Source organism: Streptomyces sp. NPDC026246, assembly GCF_055567995.1.
The window spans coordinates 13,211-33,083 of the sequence record NZ_JBVHPJ010000016.1 but is presented as its reverse complement, the minus strand read 5'-3'; the positions used below and the strand labels follow the sequence as shown (position 1 = coordinate 33,083).

Below are 19,873 nucleotides of genomic sequence, written 5' to 3'. Positions count from 1 at the left end.
CGCGTGACGCTCTACATAGACCCGCCGGCCTGGCCCGGCCACGGCCGCCTGTGGTCGCACCTGATCAGCGACGTCTCCTACGACGAACTCCACGCCTTCGCCGAGCGCCTGGGCGTGCCCCGCCGCGCCTTCGACCGCGACCACTACGACCTCCCCGCCCAGCGGTACGCGGACGCGGTGGCCGCCGGTGCCGTGGAGGTGCGCAGCCGCGAGGTGGTGCGGCTGCTGCGCGAGGCGGGACTGCGCCGGCCCAAGGGGCGCTATCCCTCGCGGGGTTCGCGCAGCTCGTAGGTCAGGTGCTCGGGGTCCTCGGCGGCCAGGGTGAAGCCGGCCCGCGCGAGGACGTTCTGCGACGGCGTGTTGCCCCGTTCGACGTTCGCGACGACGGTCCGCACCTGCGGCCGGTCCAGCGCCCACCGCGACAGCGCGCGCAGCGCCTCCGTCGCGTGGCCGTGGCCCCGGGCGCCCTCGACCAGGTCGTAGCCGACCTCGACCCGTCCCTCCGCGTCCGGTACGCCGTGGAACCCCATGGCGCCGAGCGCCCGGCCGTCCTCGCGGCGGACCAGCACGTACATGCCCCACTCGGGCAGGTGGACGCCGTCCTCGTACTGCTTGTGCACCAGCCCGGCGCCCACCCGGGTGCCCTCGACCGGGCCGCCCTCCAGCCACGCGAAGCCGCCGTCGCCCACCGCGGCGAGATCCGCGGCCGCCGCCGGGGTGACGCCCTGGAGGGTGAGCCGCTCGGTGCCGAGGACCAGGTTGTTGCTCCAGCGCCAGCCGGTGACCCGGGCCCGGCCGGGCAGTTCGCCGCGTCCCGTGGCCCACAGCAGCGTCCGCCAGGGGCTCTCGCCGGGCTGGACGTGCGGGAAGATCCGGGTGAGCACGAACGCGCACAGCTCGGGGGCCGGTTCGTACGCCAGCCCCAGGCCCTCGGCGACGTCGTGCGTGTGCAGCAGCACCTCGGCCACGCCCATCGCGGCGAAGCCCTCGCGGTTCGCGCTGCGGAACGGGTACGGGTGGAAGGCCCGCGCCTCGCGCGGCGTGGTGCGGACCGCGGCGGCCAGCAGCGCCCCCGTCGTGCCGATCACCCGCAGCGCGTCCGCGTTGCCCGCGCCCTCCTCCAGCACGAGTTCGAACGGCGCGTACGACTCCTGCTCCCGCCCGGCCAACTGGCCCGCGTAGGCGATCAGGTCCTCCGCGATGTGCACGGCCGTCCGCCGGCAGCTCCAGTCCAGCCGCCCGGCCCGTACGCCCTCCCAGTCCCGGCCGGTGACCGCCCCCAGCAGCCCCACGCACTCGGCGACGGCCTGCTCCACCTGTTCCGCACCCGTTGTCCACATGGCGGGCAGGCTACGAGGGATCCACGCCCGGCAGCGACAGCATTTCCAGCTCGGAGGCCAGGTTGTACCGGGCCGTGGCCTCCCACTCGGCCGCGCCGTGCGGCGTCCGGAACAGCCGTGGCAGGTCCAGGAGTTGACGCAGGATCGCGGCGCGGCCCGTGCGGAAGGCCTCGTTCGGCACGAAGTGGTACTCCTCGCGCACGGCGGCGGTGTACGCGGCGTACGCCGAGGGCGGGGCGGCGAGGACGGCCAGGTCGGCGTCGCACAGGACCTGGCCGTCGGGGTCGTCGTCGGCGGGGTCGTGGGTGACGGTGAGCCGGACCAGCCGGGCCACCTCGGCCACCTTGCCGTCCGGGACGCCCGCCTCCGGCAGGGCCCGCTCGGCCAGCCGGGCGGAGCGCTCCTCGTTCTCGGAGCGGTCGGGCAGGTACACCGCGTCGTGGAACCAGGCGGCCAGCCGCACCACGTCCGGGTCCCGGGCGTACCGCTGCAGCTCGTCGACGCGGTCCAGGACCGCCGTGAGGTGCTCGGCCGTGTGGTAGCGGCGCTGTGGCTCCTGCCAGCGGGCGAGCAGGTTCTCGGCGTAGGGCGCCGGGTCCGGCCCGCCTGCCGGGCCCCGCGCCGCCTCCAGGGTGCGGACGAAGCGGATGCGCAGGATCTCGGGATCGGCCATGGGGGCATTCTCCCGCCCCGGCGGCCCGGGCACCTAGCGTGGGGGCCATGACGACTCCTGCTGATGTGCACGACGTACGGGACCCCGAGCAGCCCGGGCGGCTGCTCGCGACGGAACGGGACGCGCTGATCCCGCTGCTGCGGGGCCGGGCCCCGGAGGACTTCGCCCGGCCGGTGGCCGCGTGCCCGGGCTGGACGGTGCGGGACGTGCTGGCCCACTGCGCGGCCGCGCTGACCCGGGCGGTGGAGGGCGGGCTCGAGCCGGGCGTGTTCTCGCCCGAGTCCAACGACCGGGACATCGCCGCACGGTCCGGCCGGAGCGACGCCGAGGTCGTGGACGAACTGGAGCGCGGGATGACAGCGGCCGGGCCGGTGATCGCGCGGGCCGGCGGGACGCTGGACGGCCTCGCCCTGGGGGAGTGGGTGCACGCCGGGGACGTACGGGACGCCCTGGGCGAACCGGGGGCGTACGGCGGGGCCGGGCTGCCCGACGCGCTGGCGCTGCTCGCCCGCCTCACGCGCGAGCGCGGGCACGTGCCGCTGCACGCCGACCTCGACGACCTGGACGAGCCGCTGCGGCTGGGGGAGAGCGGCGGGGAGCGGCCCCCGGGCCGGTTCATCGGCGACGGGCCGACCCTGGTCCGGCTGTACACGGGACGGCCGGCCGGCGACGCCGTGTTCGAGCTCGCCGGTGTGGAGGCGAAGGAGCTCGACATCTACGGGTGAGGCACCCCCCCCGGGGCGTGGGAGGCGGTGGGAATGGGCAGCGTAGTCTGTGATTGGACTAGACCTGTCATCGAACGCCGCCATGCCGACGAAGGGGCCCCATGAGCAAGCGTGCAGTCCTGGAGGTGATCGCCCTCGGCGTCGAGGACGCGGTCGCCGCCCAGGAGGGAGGCGCGGACCGCCTCGAGCTGGTCACCGACATGGCGGCCGACGGGCTCACCCCGTCGCCCGCCACCGTCGCCGGGATCCGGCGCGCCGTCGACATCCCCCTGCGGGTGATGGTCCGTCTCGCGGACGGGTTCGCCGCGGGGGACGTCGACCGGCTCGCCGGTACGGCCGCGGAGCTGCGGGAGGCCGGGGCGCAGGAGTTCGTGCTGGGCTTCCTCGACGCCGGGGGCGCGGTGGACCTGCCGGCCGTGGAGCGGGTGGTGGCCGCGCTGGACGGATGCCCCTGGACCTTCCACCGGGCCATCGACCGGGCCGCCGACCGGGACGCCGCGCGCAAGCAGCTGGACGGGCTGCCCGGGCTCGACACGTACCTGACGGCCGGGTCGGCCGGCGGGGTGGACGACGGGCTGCCCGTGCTGTTCGCGGAGGCCGGGCGGGCCGGCGAGCCGGGCTACGAGCAGCAGCTGCTGGTGGGCGGCGGACTGCGCCTCGACCACGTGCCCGTGCTGCGCGAGGCCGGCGTCGACGGCTTCCACATCGGCGGCGCGGCCCGTCCGGGCGGCTGGGACGCGCCGGTGTCGGCGCGGGCGGTGGCCGAGTGGCGCACCGCGGTGGACGCCGCCCGGCAGGCACCCGCCGCCCCCCTCGCGGCACCCGCGCCCTAGATCAGCTGCGGGGGCAGCGGTGCCGTGTGCGTGACCGTCAGGCCCGACACCGCCCGGGTGAGGGCCACGTACAGGCGGCGCAGGCCGGTTCGTTCGTCCGGTTCGCCGTCGATCACCGCGCGCGGCTCGTCCAGGACGACGTGGTCGTACTCCAGGCCCTTGGCCAGGGACGCCGGGACGAGGGTCAGCCGGGTCTCGCGGGTGGTCTCCTCGCCGGGGCCCAGATACGGGATCCCGGCCTGCTCCAGGGCCCCGGCCAACTCCGGGATCCGCGCGTCCGCCGCGATCAGGCCCGTCGAGCCCTCGTGCCGCAGCGCGTCACGGCAGGCGTCGACCACGTCCGCCGGACCGGACACCGGCCGGATCTCGAAGTGACCCGGGTTCTCCCGGATCGACACCACCGGGGTGAGGCCGGGGGCGATGTCCGGCAGCAGCCGGGAGGCGTAGGTGATGACGTCCGTCGGCACGCGGAAACCGGCCGTCAGCTCCTCGATCACCGCGTCCTGCTTGCCGAGGTGGCGCAGTGCCTCCTGCCAGCTGCGGGTCGCCCAGGGCGTCGTGCCCTGGGCCAGGTCGCCCAGGACGGTGGCGCTGCCGGTGGTGCAGCGGCGGCCGACCGCCCGGTACTGCATGGGGGAGAGGTCCTGGGCCTCGTCCAGGACGACGTGGCCCAGGGAGTGCGTGCGCTGGACCAGGTCGGTGGCCTCGTCGACGAGGACCGCGTCGGCGGCCGACCACCGGGCCGACTTCACGCTGCGCGCCGGCCGGGCCCACAGGATCGCCTTCTGCTCGTCCGCGTCGAGGATCCCCTCCGCGTGCTGGGCGAGGAACCCCGCGTCCGACAGCAGCCGCAGCACCAGTTTCGCCGGGTCGACGGCGGGCCAGATCGTCTTCACGGCCGCCTTCACCGCGGTGTTGCGGGCCACCGCGTCCTGCACGCGGTCGTCCGGGGCCTCGCCCGAGCGCTCCATCTGCACCAGCACGGCGTGCGCGATGCGCTGCGGCAGGGCCTCCCGGGCGGCGCCGTAGCGGATGTCCCGGTCGAGCAACTCGCGGACGATGTCCTCCAGTTCGTACGCCGGTACCCGCCAGCGGCGGGAGCCGCGCACCACCACGACCGGTTCGGTGGGCGGCGTGACGTGCGCGTACAGCGCCCGGCGCAGCACCTCGGCCATCCGGGCGTCGCCCTTGACGGTCGCGGCCGCCGCCTCGTCCGTGCCCCTGATCTCCACGTGGGCCACCAGGTCGTCGACGGTGGCCTGCTGCACGGTCAGCTCGCCGAGCGCGGGCAGCACCTGCTCGATGTAGTGCAGGAAGGACCGGTTCGGCCCGATGACCAGCGTGCCGGTGCGGGCCAGGCGCTCGCGGTGCGCGTAGAGCAGGTAGGCGACCCGGTGCAGGCCGACGGCGGTCTTCCCGGTGCCCGGGCCCCCCTGCACGCACACCGAGCCGGCCAGCCCGGACCGGACGATCTCGTCCTGCTCGGGCTGGATCGTCGCGACGATGTCCCGCATAGGGCCGACGCGGGGCCGCTCGATCTCCTGCTGGAGCAGCTTGCTGGTGCGAGCCGCCTCGGCCGGGTCGGAGAGGTGCTCGTCCTCGTACGCCGTGATGTCGCCGCGGGTGTAGCCGAAACGGCGGCGCAGCGCGACGTCCATCGGGTCCTTCTTGGACGCCCGGTAGAACGGCTGCGAGACCGGTGCGCGCCAGTCGATGACCATGGGGTCGCCGTCGTGGTCGTGCACATGGCGGCGCCCGATGTAGAAGCGTTCCCCCTCCGCTCCCTCGGCACGGTCGCCGCCCGGGGCGTGCAGGTAGTCGAGCCGGCCGAAGAACAGCGGGGTGTCGCTGAGGTCGGCCAGGGACTTGACGCGCTCCTCGATCTGGCGGGCCAGCACCTCGGCGTTGACCCAGTTCGCGGTGACGTCGGTGATGTCGAGGGCCTCGACGTCCTCGCGCATGGCGCGCAGGGCGGAACGGGACGCGGCGAGGTGGGAGCGCTCACGGGAGAGCGGGTCGTCGACGGGCGTGGACAAGGCGGTGCCTCCGGAGGGACCTGCTGAGGAAAGGGCGGTGATGCCGGCCGGTTTCCGTCCGGTCGGCGGCGCTCCGTGAGGGAGGCGGGCAAGAGCGGAGATCTTAGAGGAGCGGGGCCACCGCCCGCGAACGGTTTTCCGTCCCCTAGGGGATGGGCCGGGGACGCGCCCCTCCCTCTAGGGGGGAGCGTCGGCCCACGGGCGTACCCGGACGGCCCGGAGGTTCCGTCCCGAGACCGACGCGGGCTTTACGGGGCGAAACGCACCATGGAGACATGAGCGCAGCCACCCTCCACCCTGCCCCGGCACCGGGCCGTCCGCCCGGCGCCACCGCCGTGGCGGGCAGCCACCGCCACCGTCTCGGCGATGCCCTGCGCGCCGTCAAGGTCTTCGCGGGCGCCGCCTTCGACGTGATCGTCCTCGGTCAGTACGGGGAGGAGGTCGGCGTGGTCCGCCGCCACCGGTGAGCGGACCCGCGTTCCTCAGCTCCCCGCCAGCAGCTCGTCCGCGTCCATGATCCGGTACGCGTAGCCCTGCTCCGCCAGGAAGCGCTGGCGGTGGGCGGCGAAGTCCTGGTCGATGGTGTCCCGGGCGACCACGGAGTAGAAGTGCGCCTGGTGGCCGTCGGCCTTGGGGCGCAGCACCCGGCCGAGACGCTGGGCCTCCTCCTGGCGGGAGCCGAAGGTGCCCGACACCTGGATCGCGACCGTCGCCTCCGGCAGGTCGATCGAGAAGTTCGCGACCTTGGACACCACGAGCACGCTGATCTCGCCCTCGCGGAAGGCGTCGAAGAGCTTCTCCCGCTGCGCGTTGGACGTCTCGCCCTTGATCACGGGCGCCCCGAGGTGCTCGCCCAGCTCGTCGAGCTGGTCGATGTACTGGCCGATGACCAGGATCTGCTGTCCGGCGAAGCGGCGGACGATCGCCTCCGTGACCTTCCGCTTGGTCGCGGTCGTCGCACAGAAGCGGTACTTCTCCTCCGCCTCGGCCGTGGCGTACGCGAGGCGCTCGGAGTCGGTCAGGTTGACGCGGACCTCGACGCAGTCGGCGGGCGCGATGTAGCCCTGCGCCTCGATCTCCTTCCACGGCGCGTCGAACCGCTTCGGGCCGATCAGGGAGAAGACGTCCGACTCCCGGCCGTCCTCGCGGACCAGGGTCGCCGTCAGCCCGAGCCGTCGGCGGGCCTGGAGGTCGGCGGTGAACTTGAAGACCGGCGCGGGCAGCAGGTGCACCTCGTCGTAGAGGATCAGCCCCCAGTCCCGGGAGTCGAACAGCTCCAGGTGCGGGTAGACGCCCTTCCGCCGGGTCGTCAGCACCTGGTAGGTGGCGATCGTGACGGGCCGGATCTCCTTGCGCGTCCCGCTGTACTCGCCGATCTCCTCCTCGGTCAGCGAGGTCCGCTTCACCAGCTCGTGCTTCCATTGCCGCGCGGAGACGGTGTTGGTGACGAGGATCAGCGTGGTCGACTTCGCCTGCGCCATCGCGCCCGCGCCGACCAGCGTCTTCCCGGCGCCGCAGGGTAGGACGACGACGCCCGAACCGCCGTGCCAGAAGTTCTCCACGGCCTGCTTCTGGTACGGCCGCAGCGCCCAGCCGTCCTCGGCCAGGTCGATCGCGTGCGCCTCGCCGTCGACGTACCCGGCGAGGTCCTCCGCGGGCCAGCCCAGCTTCAGCAGCGTCTGCTTGATCTGGCCGCGCTCCGAGGGGTGCACGGCCACCGTGTCGGGGTCGATGCGGGCACCGACCAGCGGGGTGATCCGCTTGGACTTCAGGACCTCCTCCAGCACCGGACGGTCGGTGGTCGTCAGGACCAGTCCGTGCGCGGGGTGCTTGGAGAGGGTGAGGCGGCCGTAGCGGTCCATCGTCTCGGCGATGTCCACGAGCAGCGCGTGCGGCACCGGGTAGCGGCTGTACTGCACCAGCGCGTCGACGACCTGCTCGGCGTCGTGGCCGGCGGCGCGCGCGTTCCACAGGCCCAGCGGGGTCACCCGGTAGGTGTGGATGTGCTCCGGGGCGCGCTCCAGCTCGGCGAACGGGGCGATGGCCCGACGGCAGTCGTCGGCCTGCTCGTGGTCGACTTCCAGGAGCAGGGTCTTGTCGGACTGGACGATCAGCGGACCATTCACGCGCGGCACCTTTCTGCGGCCGGAGGGCTCGGACGGCTCGACAGCACGACGCCTCGGCCAAACGTCCAGTGTGCCTGATCCACCGCGCCAGGCGGTGTGATGTGCGCCCGGCCGCCCGGCCCCCCCGGCCCCCCGACCCCCGGCCCCCCGGCCGTCCGGCCCCCCCCGGCGGCCGGACGCCGGGAGGGGTCACCTCAGCGTGGGCAGCGCGACGTTGTTCACCAGCGGGCCCTCGACACTCACCCCCTCGGTGATCAGGGACTCCACCCCGGCGACCGGCAGGGGCAGCGGCAGCGCCGGCCGCGCGGTGGCGGCGGGCGCGGCCGTGCCCAGCAGGGCGACGGCGAACAGGACGACGGCGGCGGACTTCTCACGCATGAGTACGACGGGACCCCTTCCCTGCCGACGGTGCGAAGCGGATCAGATCTGCGGCGTCTCCAGGACGAGACCGGCGATGTCGATGCTCACCGCGGCCGCCGGGGTGGCGAGCGAACCGAACGTCATCAGCACGGCGGTGGCCAGGACGGCGGCGATACGGCGGGCAGCGCGCATGGGGACACTTCCTTTCGGGTGGCAACCGACCCGGGCCCCCTCCCTGGGGCCGGGTCGCATCAGGACACCCGGTGGCTGCCCCCGTGCCCGGCCGGTGATGCGGCGCCCCCGGCAAGGTCGCCCGAGGGTGGGACCTCCCCGGCGTGGCGTGCATGAACGCCGGTGTGCACCCGTACGGGTGAGACGCCGGGCGGTCTCAGCCGGCGTCGTCCGCGAGCTCCGCGACGCCGGTGATCCGGTGCAGCGGATACGTGCGCACTTCGTCGGCGGTGTGGTCGTACGCCGTGACGAAACCGCCCTCCACCCGGATCGGGGCGATCAGGCGCTGGCTGGCGGTGCCCTCGGCGTTGACGTAGCCGATCCACAACGCCTCGCCGGTGAGGACGGCGGCCTGCATGGTGGCCAGGGTCTCCGCCGCACCGGTGCGCGGCAGCTCGCCGTCCGCGGCCGGGGCCGTACCGGGCTTGCGCGGCGTGGTGGAGGCGAGGTCGCCGGCGCGGATCGCGCGCAGCGCGGCCGACAGGAGGGTGTCGTCGGGCACCGGCGGCCCGTCGGGGACCGGCTCGGGCGCGCTGCGGGGCGGGGTGCGGTGGGCGAGCGCGCGCGTGATCAGCACATCGCCCTCGGCGGACTCGGCGGCCGGCGCGAAGCCCATCGCCCGCAGGCCCTCCAGCAGCCCGGCCGGATCGGCCTGCGCGGCCAGCACGGTGGGGGCGAGCCGGCGCAGTCCCAGACCGCCCGCCCGCTTGTCGGCGAGGATCTCGTTGAGCACCGCCTCGTCGTCGCAGCGCACGTACGACGACGCGGCACCGACGCGCAGGTGCCCGTGTCTGCGGGCCACGTCGTCGATCAGGTAGGCCAGCGGCTGCGGCACCGGCGTCCGGGAGTGCGCGGCGAGGAAGGCGTGCAGGTCCGAGGCGCTCTGCCCGGCGTCCAGGGCCCGGCGCACCGAGCCGGGCGTGAACCGGTAGACGGTGGCCCCGCCCTTGGACTCGACGTCCGCGAGCACCCCGAGCATGTCGGCCAGCGGCCGCTGCAGGGGCCCGGGCGCCACCGCCGTCAGGTCGGCCTGGAGCAGCACGTGGTCCAGCGGCTCGGGCAGCAGCGGGGCGAGCAGCCGGGCCGCGGCCGCGGAGGCGACGGCCTGCTCGGCCGCGTTCAGGGGGGCGGGCGGAGCGGGACGGTGGTGATGGTGGACGGGCAGCTTGTCGCCCGGGCCGGACGGCTCCGCCCCGGTCTCCTTCGCCGGGCCGGGCGGCAGGCCCAGCAGGGCCCGGCCGTGGCCCGACAGGGCGCCCCGGCCCGTCACGCCCAGCAGTTCCGCCTCCGACAGCGCCCACTCGGCGAGCCGCCCGCGCAGATCGTCCTCGCGCCGGTCCCCGCGCAGAGGGCGCTCCCAGCGCAGCCGGGCGAGCACCGACGCGGCGGCCGGCGCGGCGCCCTCGGGCAGCCCGGCCAGCAGGGTCAGCACCCGGTGCCGCACCTCGGGCGCGGCCGACCGGTCGAGTCCGGGCCCGAGCGCGGACAGCGTCCGGTCCTTGGCGTCGCGCCCGCCCACCAGGCCCGCCGTGCGGGTCGCCGCGAGCCAGGCGGTGACCAGCCGTGCCCAGCGCTCGGCGGCGGGCCGCTCGCGCCACTCGTCGTGGGCGGGGGTCGCCGCGTAGCGCTCGTCGGCCTCCCCGTCCGAGGCGATCAGGCCCGCCGTGTAGGCCAGTTCCACCCAGAACGCGGCGACCGGCTCGGGCACGTCCAGCGCGACCGCGGTCCGCTTCAGGTCCCGCACGCTCAGGCCCCCGGCCCGCAGTACCGCCGGACCGCCCTCGTCCCAGTCCTTCAGCAGCTCCTCGACGGTCGCGAGCGCGGTGTACGCCTGGCCGGCCGCGGTGCTGTCCACAACCTGTGGACGGTACGCGGCGGCGGCCTCGACGGCCGGCGGCACCGGCTCGGGCGTCCGATGGGCCCGACCGCCCCGCAGGTGCAGGGCGACCTCACGCGGCAGCACCACCGTCCCGGGCGCGGTCGGCAGCAGCAGCCCGCGGTCCAGCAGCCAGCGCAGCCGGGGCGCCGGATCGGCCGTGACCTGCCCGTACGGCGGCCCCCACACCAGGCGCTCCAGCACCTCCAGCGCGTCGGCCGGGGCGCCGTCGAGCAGGGCGGCCATCCGCGCGCGGTCCCCGAACAGCCCCGACAGCGCGGTCACCGCGGAGACCGAGTCGTGGGTGGAGGGCAGCCCGGCGGCCGTGACGATCTCCTGGATCCGCCCCGGGGACATCCCCGAGGCGGCCTCCCGCACCGTGGGGCCCAGACCGGTCGGCGAGGGGTGCTGCGGCGAGGGCGACAGCAGCTCGCGCGCGGTGCGCACCAGCCGCAGCCGGTCGTCGCCGCCCCACACCAGGGCCTGCTCGCGCAGCACGTCCAGGGCGCGCGGCAGGGCCGCGACGACGGCCGGGTCCGTCTCGTCCCCGGCCATGAGCCCGAGCAGTTCCCCGTACTCCGCCGGGTCCGCGGCCACCGCCAGCGCCTCCGCCGTCTGCAGGGCGAACCGGTCCAGCCGCTCCAGGGCCCGGACGACCGAGGCACGCGTGCCCGCCCGCGTCGCCAGTTGCGTCAGGTCGGTGGGGACGGGCGTGATGAGGTCCGGGCGGCTGCGCAGGAGCGCGCCCAGCGAAGCGTCGCCCCGCGCGCGGAGCGCTTCCGCGAGGGAGCGGGGGGCCGAAGGCGTGTCCTCGGTGCTCATCCGGTCCACGGTAGCGGGTCGCCTCCGGCGCCCGGGCCGACCGTGCGGGGCCCCGCTCCCGGACGGCGGACGGGCGTTTGGCCGGGTCACCGCCGCGCGCGGTACCGTCGTCCGACGGCGTCACGCAACGGATGCGCCCCGGAGGGGACTTCGTGGGGATTGAGAGCGACCAGGTCGTTTACGAGTATCTGAGCCGCGTCGGCGACGTGGCCCAGCAGCAGCAGTTGTCCTCGGCCACCCGGATGCGCCTGGTCGCGGATCTGCGCAACGAGATCGACCGGCGCCGCGCCCGGGCCACCGTCGACTCGCCCGCCGCCGTGCGCCGCATCCTGACCCGGCTGGGCAGCCCCGACGAGGTCGTGGCGGCGGCGGCCGACGGCGGTGGCGGTGACGTCGCCGGTGCCGCGCCGGGCACCGCGCCCGCCGCCGTTCCCGTGCAGCGCGAACCCGGGCCGCGGGGCCGGGGCGAGCGGCCCAAGGGGGGCGTCCGGCGCGTCGTCCCGCGCCCCCGCCAGGCGCGGGCCGCCGAGGAGGCCCGGCCGGCCCCCGCGGAGGGAGCGACCCCGCCGCACCTGGCCGCGGCGCACGAACTCGGCGACAGCGCGGTGGAGCCGGACTGGTGGCGGGTGGACGGCACCCCGTTCGGCGTGGGTGACGAGGTGCCCGGGTTCGTGGGCGGGGTGGAGCTGCCCGACCTGCTCAGGCCGCCGCCGCAGCGCAAGCCGGAGAAGCCGGAGAAGCCGGAGAAAGCAGGACCGGACGGGTCCGCCGCGGGCACCGCCCCGGCGGTCGAGACGGCCCCCGCGGCCCCGGGGACCGGCGGCCGGCGCCGCTTCCCGCGCCTGCCCTCGTCGGGCTGGAGCAACCCGTTCCTGCTGGTCGCCGCCGGACTCCTGGTGACGGGCGCGGTCCTCGGCAACTGGTTCGTCCTGCTGCTCGGCTGGCTCCTGGCCTACGCCTCGCGCCGCCTGACCCCGGCGGAGACCAAGTGGACGGTCGCCGTCCTGCCCGGCCTGTGCGTGGCGGGGGGACTGGTCTGGCTCTGGGGCCGGATGAACGACCGCTGGGGCGACCCGGTCGCCGAGGGGCACCTGAACGACGCGGTGTCGGAGACCTGGCCGTGGGTGGTGCGGGCGGCGGCGATCACGTCGGCCCTGTTCCTCGTCTGGCGCTCCCAGCGCCGCGGATAGCCGAGGCGCTCCCAGCGCCGCGGATAGCCGACGGCGGGGCGGCCGCCGTGGACGGCTCAGCGTCCGCCGACCGCCGGTCACCGGCTGCGACCCGGGGGCCGCCACCGGGTCCGCAGGCCACGGCCTCCCTCCGCAAAGGCGGTCGCCGGCCCTTGCGGCCCAGGGCCGTCAGAGGCTCCGGGCCGGCGTCGACGGCGCCCGGGCACAATGGCCCATATGGCTGCCACCACCTCGCCCGCGCTCACCGTCGGCTTCGATCTCGACATGACCCTCATCGACTCCCGGCCCGGCATCCGGGCCTGCTACCGGGCGCTGTCGGAGCGGACGGGTGTGTACATCGACGCCGACCTCGCGGTCACCCGGCTCGGACCGCCGCTGGTCGAGGAGCTGATCAACTGGTTCCCGGCCGAGGAGGTGCCGGCCATGGCGGACGTGTACCGCGAGATGTACCCGGCCTTCGCCGTCGAGCCGACCCTCGCGCTGCCCGGCGCCCGCGAGGCCATCGCCGCCGTGCGCGAGGCCGGGGGACGGGCGATCGTCGTCACCGCCAAGTACGAGCCCAACGCCAAGCTGCACCTCGCCCACTTGGGCATCGAGCCCGACGCCGTCATCGGCGACCTGTGGGCCGAGCAGAAGGCGGAGGCCCTGCGCGAGCACGAGGCCGGCGTCTACGTCGGGGACCACGTCGGGGACGTCCGCGGGGCCCGCACGGCCGGCGCGCTCTCGGTCGCGGTGGCCACCGGCCCCTGCTCCCCGGAGGAACTGCGCGCGGCGGGCGCGGACGTGGTGCTCGGCGACCTGACCGAATTCCCGCGGTGGATTTCGGACTACCGTCCCGCGCGCGCCTGACGCCGCCCGGCCGCCACGGATCGCAGCACTCCCGCTCCGGCCATCAGGAAACCGACCGCCATGAGCATGCTCAATCCGAACATGTACGTCGGAAAGGGCGTCGTTCCGAGGAACAACGGGGCGACGGTGACCAGAGTGGCCACGGCGCCGATGAAGAAGACGACGGCTCCGGTACGGACCAGGCGGTCGCCGGGAGCGGCGGAATTCGTTTGGGTTTTGTCACGCACCCGACCAGGGTAGTTCCCAGCGCGAGGGAACAGCCCGGGTGACGTCTTGTCACCGGCTGCAAGACCATTAGCCTTGGTACCGGCGGGTCGTACGACCCGCCCGAGTGCTATCCAGAGCCGTTTCAGAAGCAGTTTTCCGACGAGTACGAGGACGAGGACAGACGTGCCCACCGGCAAGGTCAAGTGGTTCAACAGTGAGAAGGGCTTCGGCTTTCTCTCCCGCGACGACGGCGGTGACGTCTTCGTCCATTCCTCGGTCCTCCCCGCCGGAGTCGAGACGCTCAAGCCGGGCCAGCGCGTGGAGTTCGGCGTCGTCGCCGGACAGCGCGGCGACCAGGCGCTGTCGTTGACGATCCTGGACCCGACCCCGTCCGTCGCGGCGGCGACCCGCAAGAAGCCGGACGAGCTGGCCTCGATCGTCCAGGACCTCACCACGCTCCTGGAGAACATCACGCCGATGCTGGAGCGCGGCCGCTACCCGGAGAAGACCGCCGGCAAGAAGATCGCCGGACTGCTGCGCGCGGTCGCCGACCAGCTGGACGTCTGACGACCGGTCGGCCCGTCTGACGACCGGTCGGCCGCCTGACGACCGGTTGGATGTGGCGAGCCCGCCGCGGCTCAGGGGAACCGCAGCGCGTCCGGGCCGAGGGGCGGGACGAGCCCCTCGGCCGCCGCGCGGGTCAGCAGCCCGCGCACGGCCGCGTAGCCGTCCTCGCCGAGATCGGCGGTGAACTCGTTGACGTACAGCCCGATGTGCTGGTCGGCGACGGCCGGGTCCATCTCCTGGGCGTGCTCCATGACGTACGGCCGGGACGCCTCCGGGTCGTCCCAGGCGGCCCGCACGGACGCCCGGACCGCGTCGGCGAGCAGCCGCAGCCTCTCCTCGCCCAGCGACCGGCGGGCGATGATCGCGCCGAGCGGGATCGGCAGGCCGGTGGTGCGCTCCCAGTGCTCGCCCATGTCGGCGAGCTTGTGCAGCCCGTAGGTGCGGTAGGTGAAGCGCGCCTCGTGGATCACGAGCCCCGCGTCGACCTTGCCGTCCCGCACGGCCGGCATGATCTCGTGGAACGGCATGACGACGATCTCGCCGACCCCGCCGTCCAGGGTGTCCGCGGCCCACAGCCGGAACAGCAGGTAGGCGGTCGACGTCTCGCTGGGCACCGCCACGGTCCGCCCCGTGAGGTCGACGCCCGCCTCCCGCGTGAGCACCAGCGGCCCGCAGCCGCGTCCCAGCGCGCCGCCGCACGGCAGCAGGGCGTAGTCGTCCAGCACGTAGGGCAGGACGGCGTAGGACACCTTCAGCACGTCGTGCTCGCCGCGTTCGGCCATGCCGTTGGTGATGTCGATGTCGGCGAAGGTCACGTCCAGCACGGGGGCGCCGGGGACGCGGCCGTGGGCCAGGGCGTCGAAGACGAAGGTGTCGTTCGGGCAGGGGGAGTACGCGATCTGCAGCTGCTCAACGGTCATGCTGGTTCCAACTCTCCAGTACGGGCGCGAGCTTCCCGAACGCCTCGGTGAGGGCCGTCAGGGCGTCGGGGATGCGCCAGGCGGCGCGGTCGCGCGGTCCGACGGGATTGGAGATCGCCCGGATCTCCAGCACCGGCACCCCCTGTGCGGCGGCGGCCTCGGCGACGCCGAAACCCTCCATCGCCTCGGCGAGGGCGGTGGGGTGCCGCTCGCGCAGCGCCACGGCCCGGGCGGCGGTGCCGGTCACGGTCGACACGGTCAGTACGGCGCCGGCCCGGGCGCCGGTGGCGTCGGCGGCCTGCCGCACCAGGGCGGCGGGCGGCTCGTGCCGGACCGTGCCGAAGCCCAGCTCGGTGACCGACAGGAACCCGTCCTCGGTCTGCGCGCCCAGGTCGGCCGCGACGATCTCGTCGGCGATCACGAGCGACCCCGGGGGCGCCGCGGGCAGGAACCCGCCGCCGATCCCGGCGGAGACGACGAGGCCGTACGGGGTGCCGCGCAGGGCGGCGGCGGTGAGGGCCGAGGCGGTCGAGGCCGCGGCGAGCGCGGGCCCGACCCCGGCGGCGATCACGTCCGTGCCGCTGCCGTTGCCGCTGCCGTGAAGGCCCGCGGCCACCGCGTCCCGCTCCACGGGAACAGCGGTGGCGACCAGCACCCGACGGGGCTCAGCGGCAGCGATCAGGCGTCCTTCTTGAGCTTGAAGTTCCAGAGTCCCTGGGTGTCCTTCTCGCCTGCCTTGATGGACACCAGCGTCGAGTTGCCCTGCGCGCCGTACTGGGCGTTGAAGAACACGCTGCCCGGGATCGTGCGGTAGGTCTTCTTGCTGGCCTCGGTCAGCGGCTGACCGTTCATCAGGATCGTCCAGCCCTCGTCGGCGATCTCCGGGTCGACGCCGAACCGGACGGTCTCGTCGGGGTCGACGGAGATGCTCTTGATGCCCTTGTCCTTCAGGCACTGGGTGAGCGCGGAGGTCTTCAGGGACTTGCCCTCGCCGCCGCAGGTGGCCTCGGAGCTCACCGAGTCGCTGCCCACGGTCAGCGTGGCCATCGACGTCGGCTTGTCACAGGCCGACAGGACGAGCAGTCCGGCGGATACGACGCCGGCGGCGGCGACGGCGCGGCGGCGTCGCACAGCGGATTGCAACGTGTTCATGGGCGAAGGCTATCGGGCCCGCCGGTCACACCGCCCACGCGGGGTCCGGCGCGCCCGCCCCACCCCACCGCCCCGGCTCCGCCCGGTGCCCGGTCGGCTAGGCCACGCGGGCGCGGCCCGTGCCTCCGCGGCGGGCCGAGTCGATCAGGCCGCGGGCGGTCGCCAGCCAGCCGGTGCCCACGATCGCCGCGCCCACCGCGAGGCCCGCCGTGCCGTTGAGCGGCATGACGATGCCGATCGCCCCGCCCAGCACCCAGGACATCTGCAGCAGCGTCTCGGAGCGGGCGAAGGCCGAGGTGCGGACCAGTTCGGGCACGTCGCGCTGGATCAGCGCGTCCAGCGACAGTTTGGCCAGCGCCTGGGCGAAGCCCGCGATCGCGGCCAGCACGGCGACGAGGATCGCCCCGAAGAACACCGCGGCCGTGATCGCCGCGCCCAGCACGCACGCCACCACCGTCACGATGATGATCTCCGGCGCCCGCGAGCGCAGCCACGCCCCGACGGCCGTCCCGAGCGCGTTGCCCGCGCCCGCGGCGACGCCCACTATCCCCAGCGACACGGCGGCGCTCTGGCCGGAGATCGGGTGCTCGCGCAGCAGGAAGGCCAGGAAGAAGATCAGGAACCCGGTGAGGCAGCGGATGGAGGCGTTGACGGCCAGGGCGTGGGTGACGGCCGGCCCGACCGTCCGCAGCCCGGGGCGCTTGACCGGCCGGCGGTGCGGCCCGTGCAGGTGCTGCTCGTCCGCGGCCAGCAGGGCGCGGTCCTCGCCCTTGGCGGAGTCGACCTTCGGCGGCAGCGTGAACGACAGGAACGTTCCCGCGACGAAGATCAGGAAGGCGCCGTAGAGCGGCCAGCGCGGGCCGATCTGCTGGAGCCCCGCGCCGATGGGCGCGGCGATGCCGGTGGCGAGGAGGCCGCCCAGGGTGACCCGCGAGTTGGCCTTCACCAGGGAGAAGCGCGGCGGCAGCAGCCGCGGCACCACGGCGCTTCTGACCACGCCGTACGCCTTCGAGGCGACGAGAACGCCGAGCGCCGCCGGGTACATCTCCAGGCTGCCGCTGGCGACGGCGCCGGACAGCACGATCGCGAGCAGCGCCCGGGCGAACATCGCCCCGGCCATCGCGGCGCGGCGGCCGTGCGGGATGCGGTCCAGGAGGGGGCCGATGACCGGGGCGAGGAGGGTGAAGGGCGCCATCGTGATGGCGAGGTAGAGCGCGACGCGCCCGCGCGCCTCGTCGGTCGGCACGGAGAAGAACACCGTCGAGGCGAGGGCCACGGTGATCATGACGTCGCCGGCGCCGTTCACCCCGTGCAGTTCGATCAGCTTGCCGAGGCCGGACTCGCCGGCGCCGTGCGCGTGCGTGGCCTTGCGGATGCCGCGGGCGGTTCCGGTGAACGGAAAGTGCAGGGCGCGCCCGAACGCGCGGAAGGGGCCCCGACGGCCCGGCGCGTGCGGTCGGCTGGTTCCCTTGACCCCTTTCGACCCACCGGTCCCGGTGGCGCCCTGGGGCGTCTTCGCGGCTGCCACGTCGTCATAGTGCCCCGATAAGGCTGTGGCTAGTGCCATTACCGCTTGTATAGGGCCTCTGGGGTGACTGTCCGGGGGCGATCGGTGATGACCGGTCCGGTGGGTATCAGGACCGTCGGTGTACGCGAAGTGGGGCGGAAGGGTAGCGTGCGTATCTCAGCCATCCCGCAGAATGGATGAAGGACGTCGACGCGGTCCCCCGGTCCGCTCCGTCCGTCCCCGCGCCGGGAGTGGCGCACTCGTGAGACGGCGTATGGAGAGAAGCGATACCTGTGAGCGCAGCGACAACGCGAAGCCGCACCCCTGACCGTCTGTGCGCCGAGGCCGTCGACCTCGCCCGCGCCGCCGCCGAGGAGGCCGCCGCGCCGGGCATCGTCGGCGAGCACGTGGGGACGGTCTCCGAGGGGGACCGCGTTGTCACGCACTTCTTCGAGTGCCGGGAACTGGGCTACCGGGGCTGGCGCTGGGCCGTGACCGTGGCCCGGGCGTCCCGGGCGAAGGTCGTCACGGTGGACGAGGCGGTCCTGCTGCCCGGGCCGGACGCGGTGCTGGCGCCCGAATGGGTGCCGTGGAGCGAGCGGCTGCGGCCGGGCGACATGGGCCCGGGCGACCTGCTCCCCACGGACGCCGAGGACCTGCGCCTGGAGCCCGGCTACTCCGGCGAGGAGGAGCCGCCGCCCAACTCCGCGGTCTCCCACGAGATGGCCGACCTGGTGGAGGCGGAGGACGCCGACGTCACCGGGGACGGGCCCGCCCGCCTCCCGCTCATCCCCTCGCGCGGTTCCATCGCCGCCGTCGCGGAGGAACTGGGCATGCGCCGCGCCCGGGTGCTGTCCCGCTACGGGCTGCACACCGCGGCCGACCGCTGGGAGGAGGCGTTCGGCGCCAAGACCCCCATGGCCCAGTCGGCCCCCGCGTCCTGCGTCAGCTGCGGCTTCCTGGTGCCCATCGGCGGCTCCCTCGGCCAGGCCTTCGGCGCCTGCGCCAACGAGTTCTCCCCGGCCGACGGCCGGCTGGTCTCCCTCGCCTACGGCTGCGGCGGCCACTCCGAGGCCGCCGTCATGCCCCGCCCGCCGCAGCCGGCCCCGCCGGTCGTCGACGAGACCCGCGTGGACCCCTTCCCGCTCCGCCCGGCCCCGGACTCCGGCTCGGTCCCGGTCATGGCCGACGACCCCTCGGCCGACCTCGGCCACTCGTAGCCCGCCGGGGAGGCCGGCGGCGGTGCGGCCGGTCTCCTCTCAGAGCCCGAGGTAACTGATCTGGACGGTGGGGCGGTGCGCGCGGCTTCCTCTGCGCCGAACGCGTATTCCCAGGCCCAGCTGCCGCCAGGTCCGGGCGGCGGGCGATCTCGATGTCCCGAGCCCAGGCAAGGACCCATCCCCGCACCGGGCTGAGGGACTGCCACTCCACGGCCTTGGCGAATGCCTCGTCCTTCGTCCGCTGCATCTCGGGCAGGCGCTGCGGATCCACGACGGCGAGGGCGGCCCGCAGGGCGGGCACCGGGGCGTGAACATCGCGGTGGTCGTCTCCTGCTCAATGGATGGGGAATGCGTGCGTGCGGCAGGCGCGGCAGTGGCTCTCGGTCGCGGGGGCGCGGAAGGCGCGCTCGCAGGTCTCGCAGGAGCGCAGCGGGTGGCGCGGCGCGGGTGGGGCGGCCTGGGCGGTGTACGGGGGCGGGGCGGGCAGCCGGGCCGTGAGGCGGTGCGCGAGGAGGGCCGCGGCGCGGCGCAGGGGCCCGTCCGGGAGGCCGGCGGTCAGGGCGTGGCGTACGGCCGTGGGTGTGACGTCGCGCTCCAGCCAGGCCACGACGCCGGGGGCCAGATGGGCGGTGTCCGCCGCGGAGAGCAGCAGGCGGGCATCGGACCGGCGCAGGCCGGTGAGGAGGTCGGCGGCCTGCTGGTGCAGCGCGGTGGCTGCGGCGGGGGTCGGCCGGGGGACGGCGGGGAGGGCCTTGGGGGGCCGGGGCCGTCGCGACGGTTCCGGCCGGGGCCGCGGGTCGGGGCAGTCAGGCTCGGCCGGCTGTCGCCGGTGGCCCGGCTGGTTGCAGGAGATGGTGCGGGTGACGATGCGGCCGCTGGGGGTGCGGACGCGTTCGCGGCGGAGGTAGCCGTGGGCTTCCAGTTCGCGCAGGGCGGCGGCGATCCGCGTGGTGCCCTCCGTGAACCGGGCGGCCAGGCTCTTGATGTCCACGGGTGTCCCGGCGGGCAGCGACTGGATGTGGCAGCCCAGCCCGATCGCCAGGAGCGACAACTCCTCGTGCTGGGCGAGGTGGTTGCCGATCACCACGAAGCGGGTGGTGTGGCGGGTGTTCTCGTGGACGACGCCGCCCGTGCGGTGACGCGAACGGGTCGAATTGCGCTCGGCGGCTGACCGGGCGCGCGAGGGCGCGCTAGGGTTTTGGGTATCCATCGGGGAAGGGCCTTTGCTTCCTTGGTGGT

Annotated in this window: 22 protein-coding genes; 8 read left to right on the top strand and 14 right to left on the bottom strand. The window is 74.8% G+C overall.

Annotation, left to right across the window (positions count from 1 at the left end; translation table 11 throughout):
- Positions 1 to 3 precede the first annotated feature (3 nt).
- Complete coding sequence (locus ACZ4M5_RS30480) at positions 4 to 291, top strand: DUF4031 domain-containing protein (protein WP_467741578.1); 288 nt, start codon at positions 4 to 6, stop codon at positions 289 to 291.
- Here ACZ4M5_RS30480 and ACZ4M5_RS30475 read toward each other — a convergent pair.
- Together ACZ4M5_RS30475 and ACZ4M5_RS30470 are read right to left on the bottom strand one after the other, a co-directional pair.
- The gene (locus ACZ4M5_RS30475; RefSeq protein WP_467741576.1) at positions 261 to 1,340 is read right to left on the bottom strand and encodes a GNAT family N-acetyltransferase; all 1,080 of its coding nucleotides are present in this window, start codon (positions 1,338 to 1,340) and stop codon (positions 261 to 263) included. The genes ACZ4M5_RS30480 and ACZ4M5_RS30475 overlap by 31 nt on opposite strands.
- 10 nt (positions 1,341 to 1,350) lie before the next feature.
- Positions 1,351 to 2,013 carry an HD domain-containing protein gene (locus ACZ4M5_RS30470; RefSeq protein ID WP_467741574.1) on the bottom strand — a complete coding sequence of 221 codons (663 nt, stop codon included), beginning with the start codon at positions 2,011 to 2,013 and terminating at the stop codon, positions 1,351 to 1,353.
- A 47-nt stretch (positions 2,014 to 2,060) separates the two neighbouring features.
- Between ACZ4M5_RS30470 and ACZ4M5_RS30465 the strand changes: the two genes are divergently transcribed.
- Together ACZ4M5_RS30465 and ACZ4M5_RS30460 are read left to right on the top strand one after the other, a co-directional pair.
- Positions 2,061 to 2,738 (top strand): maleylpyruvate isomerase family mycothiol-dependent enzyme, encoded by a 678-nt coding sequence (locus ACZ4M5_RS30465; RefSeq protein ID WP_467741572.1) that lies wholly within the window; start codon positions 2,061 to 2,063, stop codon positions 2,736 to 2,738.
- A gap of 101 nt (positions 2,739 to 2,839) precedes the next feature.
- A complete protein-coding gene (locus tag ACZ4M5_RS30460; RefSeq protein WP_467741570.1) occupies positions 2,840 to 3,571 on the top strand; it encodes a copper homeostasis protein CutC in 732 nt (243 codons plus the stop codon).
- Here the strand turns inward: ACZ4M5_RS30460 and ACZ4M5_RS30455 are convergent.
- Positions 3,568 to 5,607: a HelD family protein gene (locus tag ACZ4M5_RS30455; RefSeq protein ID WP_467741568.1), complete on the bottom strand. Its 2,040-nt coding sequence runs from the start codon at positions 5,605 to 5,607 to the stop codon at positions 3,568 to 3,570. The genes ACZ4M5_RS30460 and ACZ4M5_RS30455 overlap by 4 nt on opposite strands.
- A 275-nt stretch (positions 5,608 to 5,882) precedes the next feature.
- Between ACZ4M5_RS30455 and ACZ4M5_RS30450 the strand changes: the two genes are divergently transcribed.
- The gene (locus ACZ4M5_RS30450) at positions 5,883 to 6,074 is read left to right on the top strand and encodes a hypothetical protein (protein ID WP_467741566.1); all 192 of its coding nucleotides are present in this window, start codon (positions 5,883 to 5,885) and stop codon (positions 6,072 to 6,074) included.
- Positions 6,075 to 6,089: 15 nt separating this feature from the next.
- Here the strand turns inward: ACZ4M5_RS30450 and ACZ4M5_RS30445 are convergent, their stop codons facing one another.
- The 4 genes from ACZ4M5_RS30445 to ACZ4M5_RS30430 all read right to left on the bottom strand — a co-directional run bounded on the left by ACZ4M5_RS30445 (position 6,090) and on the right by ACZ4M5_RS30430 (position 11,022).
- Positions 6,090 to 7,733 carry a DNA repair helicase XPB gene (locus tag ACZ4M5_RS30445; RefSeq protein ID WP_467741564.1) on the bottom strand — a complete coding sequence of 548 codons (1,644 nt, stop codon included), beginning with the start codon at positions 7,731 to 7,733 and terminating at the stop codon, positions 6,090 to 6,092.
- 189 nt (positions 7,734 to 7,922) lie between these two features.
- Complete coding sequence (locus tag ACZ4M5_RS30440; protein ID WP_467741562.1) at positions 7,923 to 8,111, bottom strand: hypothetical protein; 189 nt, start codon at positions 8,109 to 8,111, stop codon at positions 7,923 to 7,925.
- Between the two features lie 42 nt (positions 8,112 to 8,153).
- Positions 8,154 to 8,285 (bottom strand): hypothetical protein, encoded by a 132-nt coding sequence (locus ACZ4M5_RS30435; protein WP_333935328.1) that lies wholly within the window; start codon positions 8,283 to 8,285, stop codon positions 8,154 to 8,156.
- A gap of 196 nt (positions 8,286 to 8,481) precedes the next feature.
- On the bottom strand, positions 8,482 to 11,022 hold the full coding sequence (locus tag ACZ4M5_RS30430) for a helicase-associated domain-containing protein (RefSeq protein ID WP_467741560.1): 2,541 nt from the start codon (positions 11,020 to 11,022) through the stop codon (positions 8,482 to 8,484).
- A 152-nt stretch (positions 11,023 to 11,174) separates the two neighbouring features.
- Here ACZ4M5_RS30430 and ACZ4M5_RS30425 point away from each other — a divergent pair, with 152 nt between their 5' ends.
- On the top strand, positions 11,175 to 12,212 hold the full coding sequence (locus tag ACZ4M5_RS30425; protein ID WP_467741558.1) for a hypothetical protein: 1,038 nt from the start codon (positions 11,175 to 11,177) through the stop codon (positions 12,210 to 12,212).
- A 216-nt stretch (positions 12,213 to 12,428) separates the two neighbouring features.
- A complete protein-coding gene (locus tag ACZ4M5_RS30420; RefSeq protein ID WP_467741556.1) occupies positions 12,429 to 13,061 on the top strand; it encodes an HAD family hydrolase in 633 nt (210 codons plus the stop codon).
- Here the strand turns inward: ACZ4M5_RS30420 and ACZ4M5_RS30415 are convergent.
- The gene (locus ACZ4M5_RS30415) at positions 13,040 to 13,288 is read right to left on the bottom strand and encodes a hypothetical protein (protein WP_467741554.1); all 249 of its coding nucleotides are present in this window, start codon (positions 13,286 to 13,288) and stop codon (positions 13,040 to 13,042) included. The genes ACZ4M5_RS30420 and ACZ4M5_RS30415 overlap by 22 nt on opposite strands.
- 163 nt (positions 13,289 to 13,451) lie before the next feature.
- Between ACZ4M5_RS30415 and ACZ4M5_RS30410 the strand changes: the two genes are divergently transcribed.
- Positions 13,452 to 13,835: a cold-shock protein gene (locus ACZ4M5_RS30410; RefSeq protein ID WP_010035896.1), complete on the top strand. Its 384-nt coding sequence runs from the start codon at positions 13,452 to 13,454 to the stop codon at positions 13,833 to 13,835.
- A 71-nt stretch (positions 13,836 to 13,906) separates the two neighbouring features.
- Here ACZ4M5_RS30410 and ACZ4M5_RS30405 read toward each other — a convergent pair whose 3' ends face one another.
- From ACZ4M5_RS30405 to ACZ4M5_RS30390, 4 genes are all read right to left on the bottom strand, one after another.
- Complete coding sequence (locus ACZ4M5_RS30405; RefSeq protein ID WP_467741552.1) at positions 13,907 to 14,755, bottom strand: 1,4-dihydroxy-6-naphthoate synthase; 849 nt, start codon at positions 14,753 to 14,755, stop codon at positions 13,907 to 13,909.
- Positions 14,745 to 15,410 (bottom strand): futalosine hydrolase, encoded by a 666-nt coding sequence (locus tag ACZ4M5_RS30400; protein ID WP_467741550.1) that lies wholly within the window; start codon positions 15,408 to 15,410, stop codon positions 14,745 to 14,747. The genes ACZ4M5_RS30405 and ACZ4M5_RS30400 overlap by 11 nt, the downstream gene beginning before the upstream one ends.
- Before the next feature lie 23 nt (positions 15,411 to 15,433).
- On the bottom strand, positions 15,434 to 15,907 hold the full coding sequence (locus ACZ4M5_RS30395) for a DUF2771 domain-containing protein (RefSeq protein ID WP_467741548.1): 474 nt from the start codon (positions 15,905 to 15,907) through the stop codon (positions 15,434 to 15,436).
- Between the two features lie 97 nt (positions 15,908 to 16,004).
- Positions 16,005 to 17,435 carry an MFS transporter gene (locus ACZ4M5_RS30390; RefSeq protein ID WP_467741546.1) on the bottom strand — a complete coding sequence of 477 codons (1,431 nt, stop codon included), beginning with the start codon at positions 17,433 to 17,435 and terminating at the stop codon, positions 16,005 to 16,007.
- A 272-nt stretch (positions 17,436 to 17,707) separates the two neighbouring features.
- Between ACZ4M5_RS30390 and ACZ4M5_RS30385 the strand changes: the two genes are divergently transcribed.
- Positions 17,708 to 18,634: a DUF3027 domain-containing protein gene (locus ACZ4M5_RS30385; protein ID WP_467741544.1), complete on the top strand. Its 927-nt coding sequence runs from the start codon at positions 17,708 to 17,710 to the stop codon at positions 18,632 to 18,634.
- Here ACZ4M5_RS30385 and ACZ4M5_RS30380 read toward each other — a convergent pair.
- Both ACZ4M5_RS30380 and ACZ4M5_RS30375 read right to left on the bottom strand, forming a co-directional pair.
- A complete protein-coding gene (locus ACZ4M5_RS30380; protein WP_467741543.1) occupies positions 18,594 to 18,935 on the bottom strand; it encodes a hypothetical protein in 342 nt (113 codons plus the stop codon). The genes ACZ4M5_RS30385 and ACZ4M5_RS30380 overlap by 41 nt on opposite strands.
- A gap of 33 nt (positions 18,936 to 18,968) precedes the next feature.
- Complete coding sequence (locus ACZ4M5_RS30375; protein ID WP_467741541.1) at positions 18,969 to 19,844, bottom strand: helix-turn-helix domain-containing protein; 876 nt, start codon at positions 19,842 to 19,844, stop codon at positions 18,969 to 18,971.
- Positions 19,845 to 19,873: the final 29 nt, after the last annotated feature.

What these genes read in the sequence shown, in the direction of transcription:
- ACZ4M5_RS30465 (WP_467741572.1), top strand. Translation starts at nt 2,061, where the DNA reads ATGACGACTCCTGCTGATGTGCACGACGTACGGGACCCCGAGCAGCCC.
- ACZ4M5_RS30375 (WP_467741541.1), bottom strand. Translation starts at nt 19,844, where the DNA reads ATGGATACCCAAAACCCTAGCGCGCCCTCGCGCGCCCGGTCAGCCGCC.
- ACZ4M5_RS30395 (WP_467741548.1), bottom strand. Translation starts at nt 15,907, where the DNA reads ATGAACACGTTGCAATCCGCTGTGCGACGCCGCCGCGCCGTCGCCGCC.
- ACZ4M5_RS30405 (WP_467741552.1), bottom strand. Translation starts at nt 14,755, where the DNA reads ATGACCGTTGAGCAGCTGCAGATCGCGTACTCCCCCTGCCCGAACGAC.
- ACZ4M5_RS30470 (WP_467741574.1), bottom strand. Translation starts at nt 2,013, where the DNA reads ATGGCCGATCCCGAGATCCTGCGCATCCGCTTCGTCCGCACCCTGGAG.
- ACZ4M5_RS30430 (WP_467741560.1), bottom strand. Translation starts at nt 11,022, where the DNA reads ATGAGCACCGAGGACACGCCTTCGGCCCCCCGCTCCCTCGCGGAAGCG.
- ACZ4M5_RS30475 (WP_467741576.1), bottom strand. Translation starts at nt 1,340, where the DNA reads ATGTGGACAACGGGTGCGGAACAGGTGGAGCAGGCCGTCGCCGAGTGC.
- ACZ4M5_RS30420 (WP_467741556.1), top strand. Translation starts at nt 12,429, where the DNA reads ATGGCTGCCACCACCTCGCCCGCGCTCACCGTCGGCTTCGATCTCGAC.
- ACZ4M5_RS30460 (WP_467741570.1), top strand. Translation starts at nt 2,840, where the DNA reads ATGAGCAAGCGTGCAGTCCTGGAGGTGATCGCCCTCGGCGTCGAGGAC.
- ACZ4M5_RS30440 (WP_467741562.1), bottom strand. Translation starts at nt 8,111, where the DNA reads ATGCGTGAGAAGTCCGCCGCCGTCGTCCTGTTCGCCGTCGCCCTGCTG.
- ACZ4M5_RS30435 (WP_333935328.1), bottom strand. Translation starts at nt 8,285, where the DNA reads ATGCGCGCTGCCCGCCGTATCGCCGCCGTCCTGGCCACCGCCGTGCTG.
- ACZ4M5_RS30450 (WP_467741566.1), top strand. Translation starts at nt 5,883, where the DNA reads ATGAGCGCAGCCACCCTCCACCCTGCCCCGGCACCGGGCCGTCCGCCC.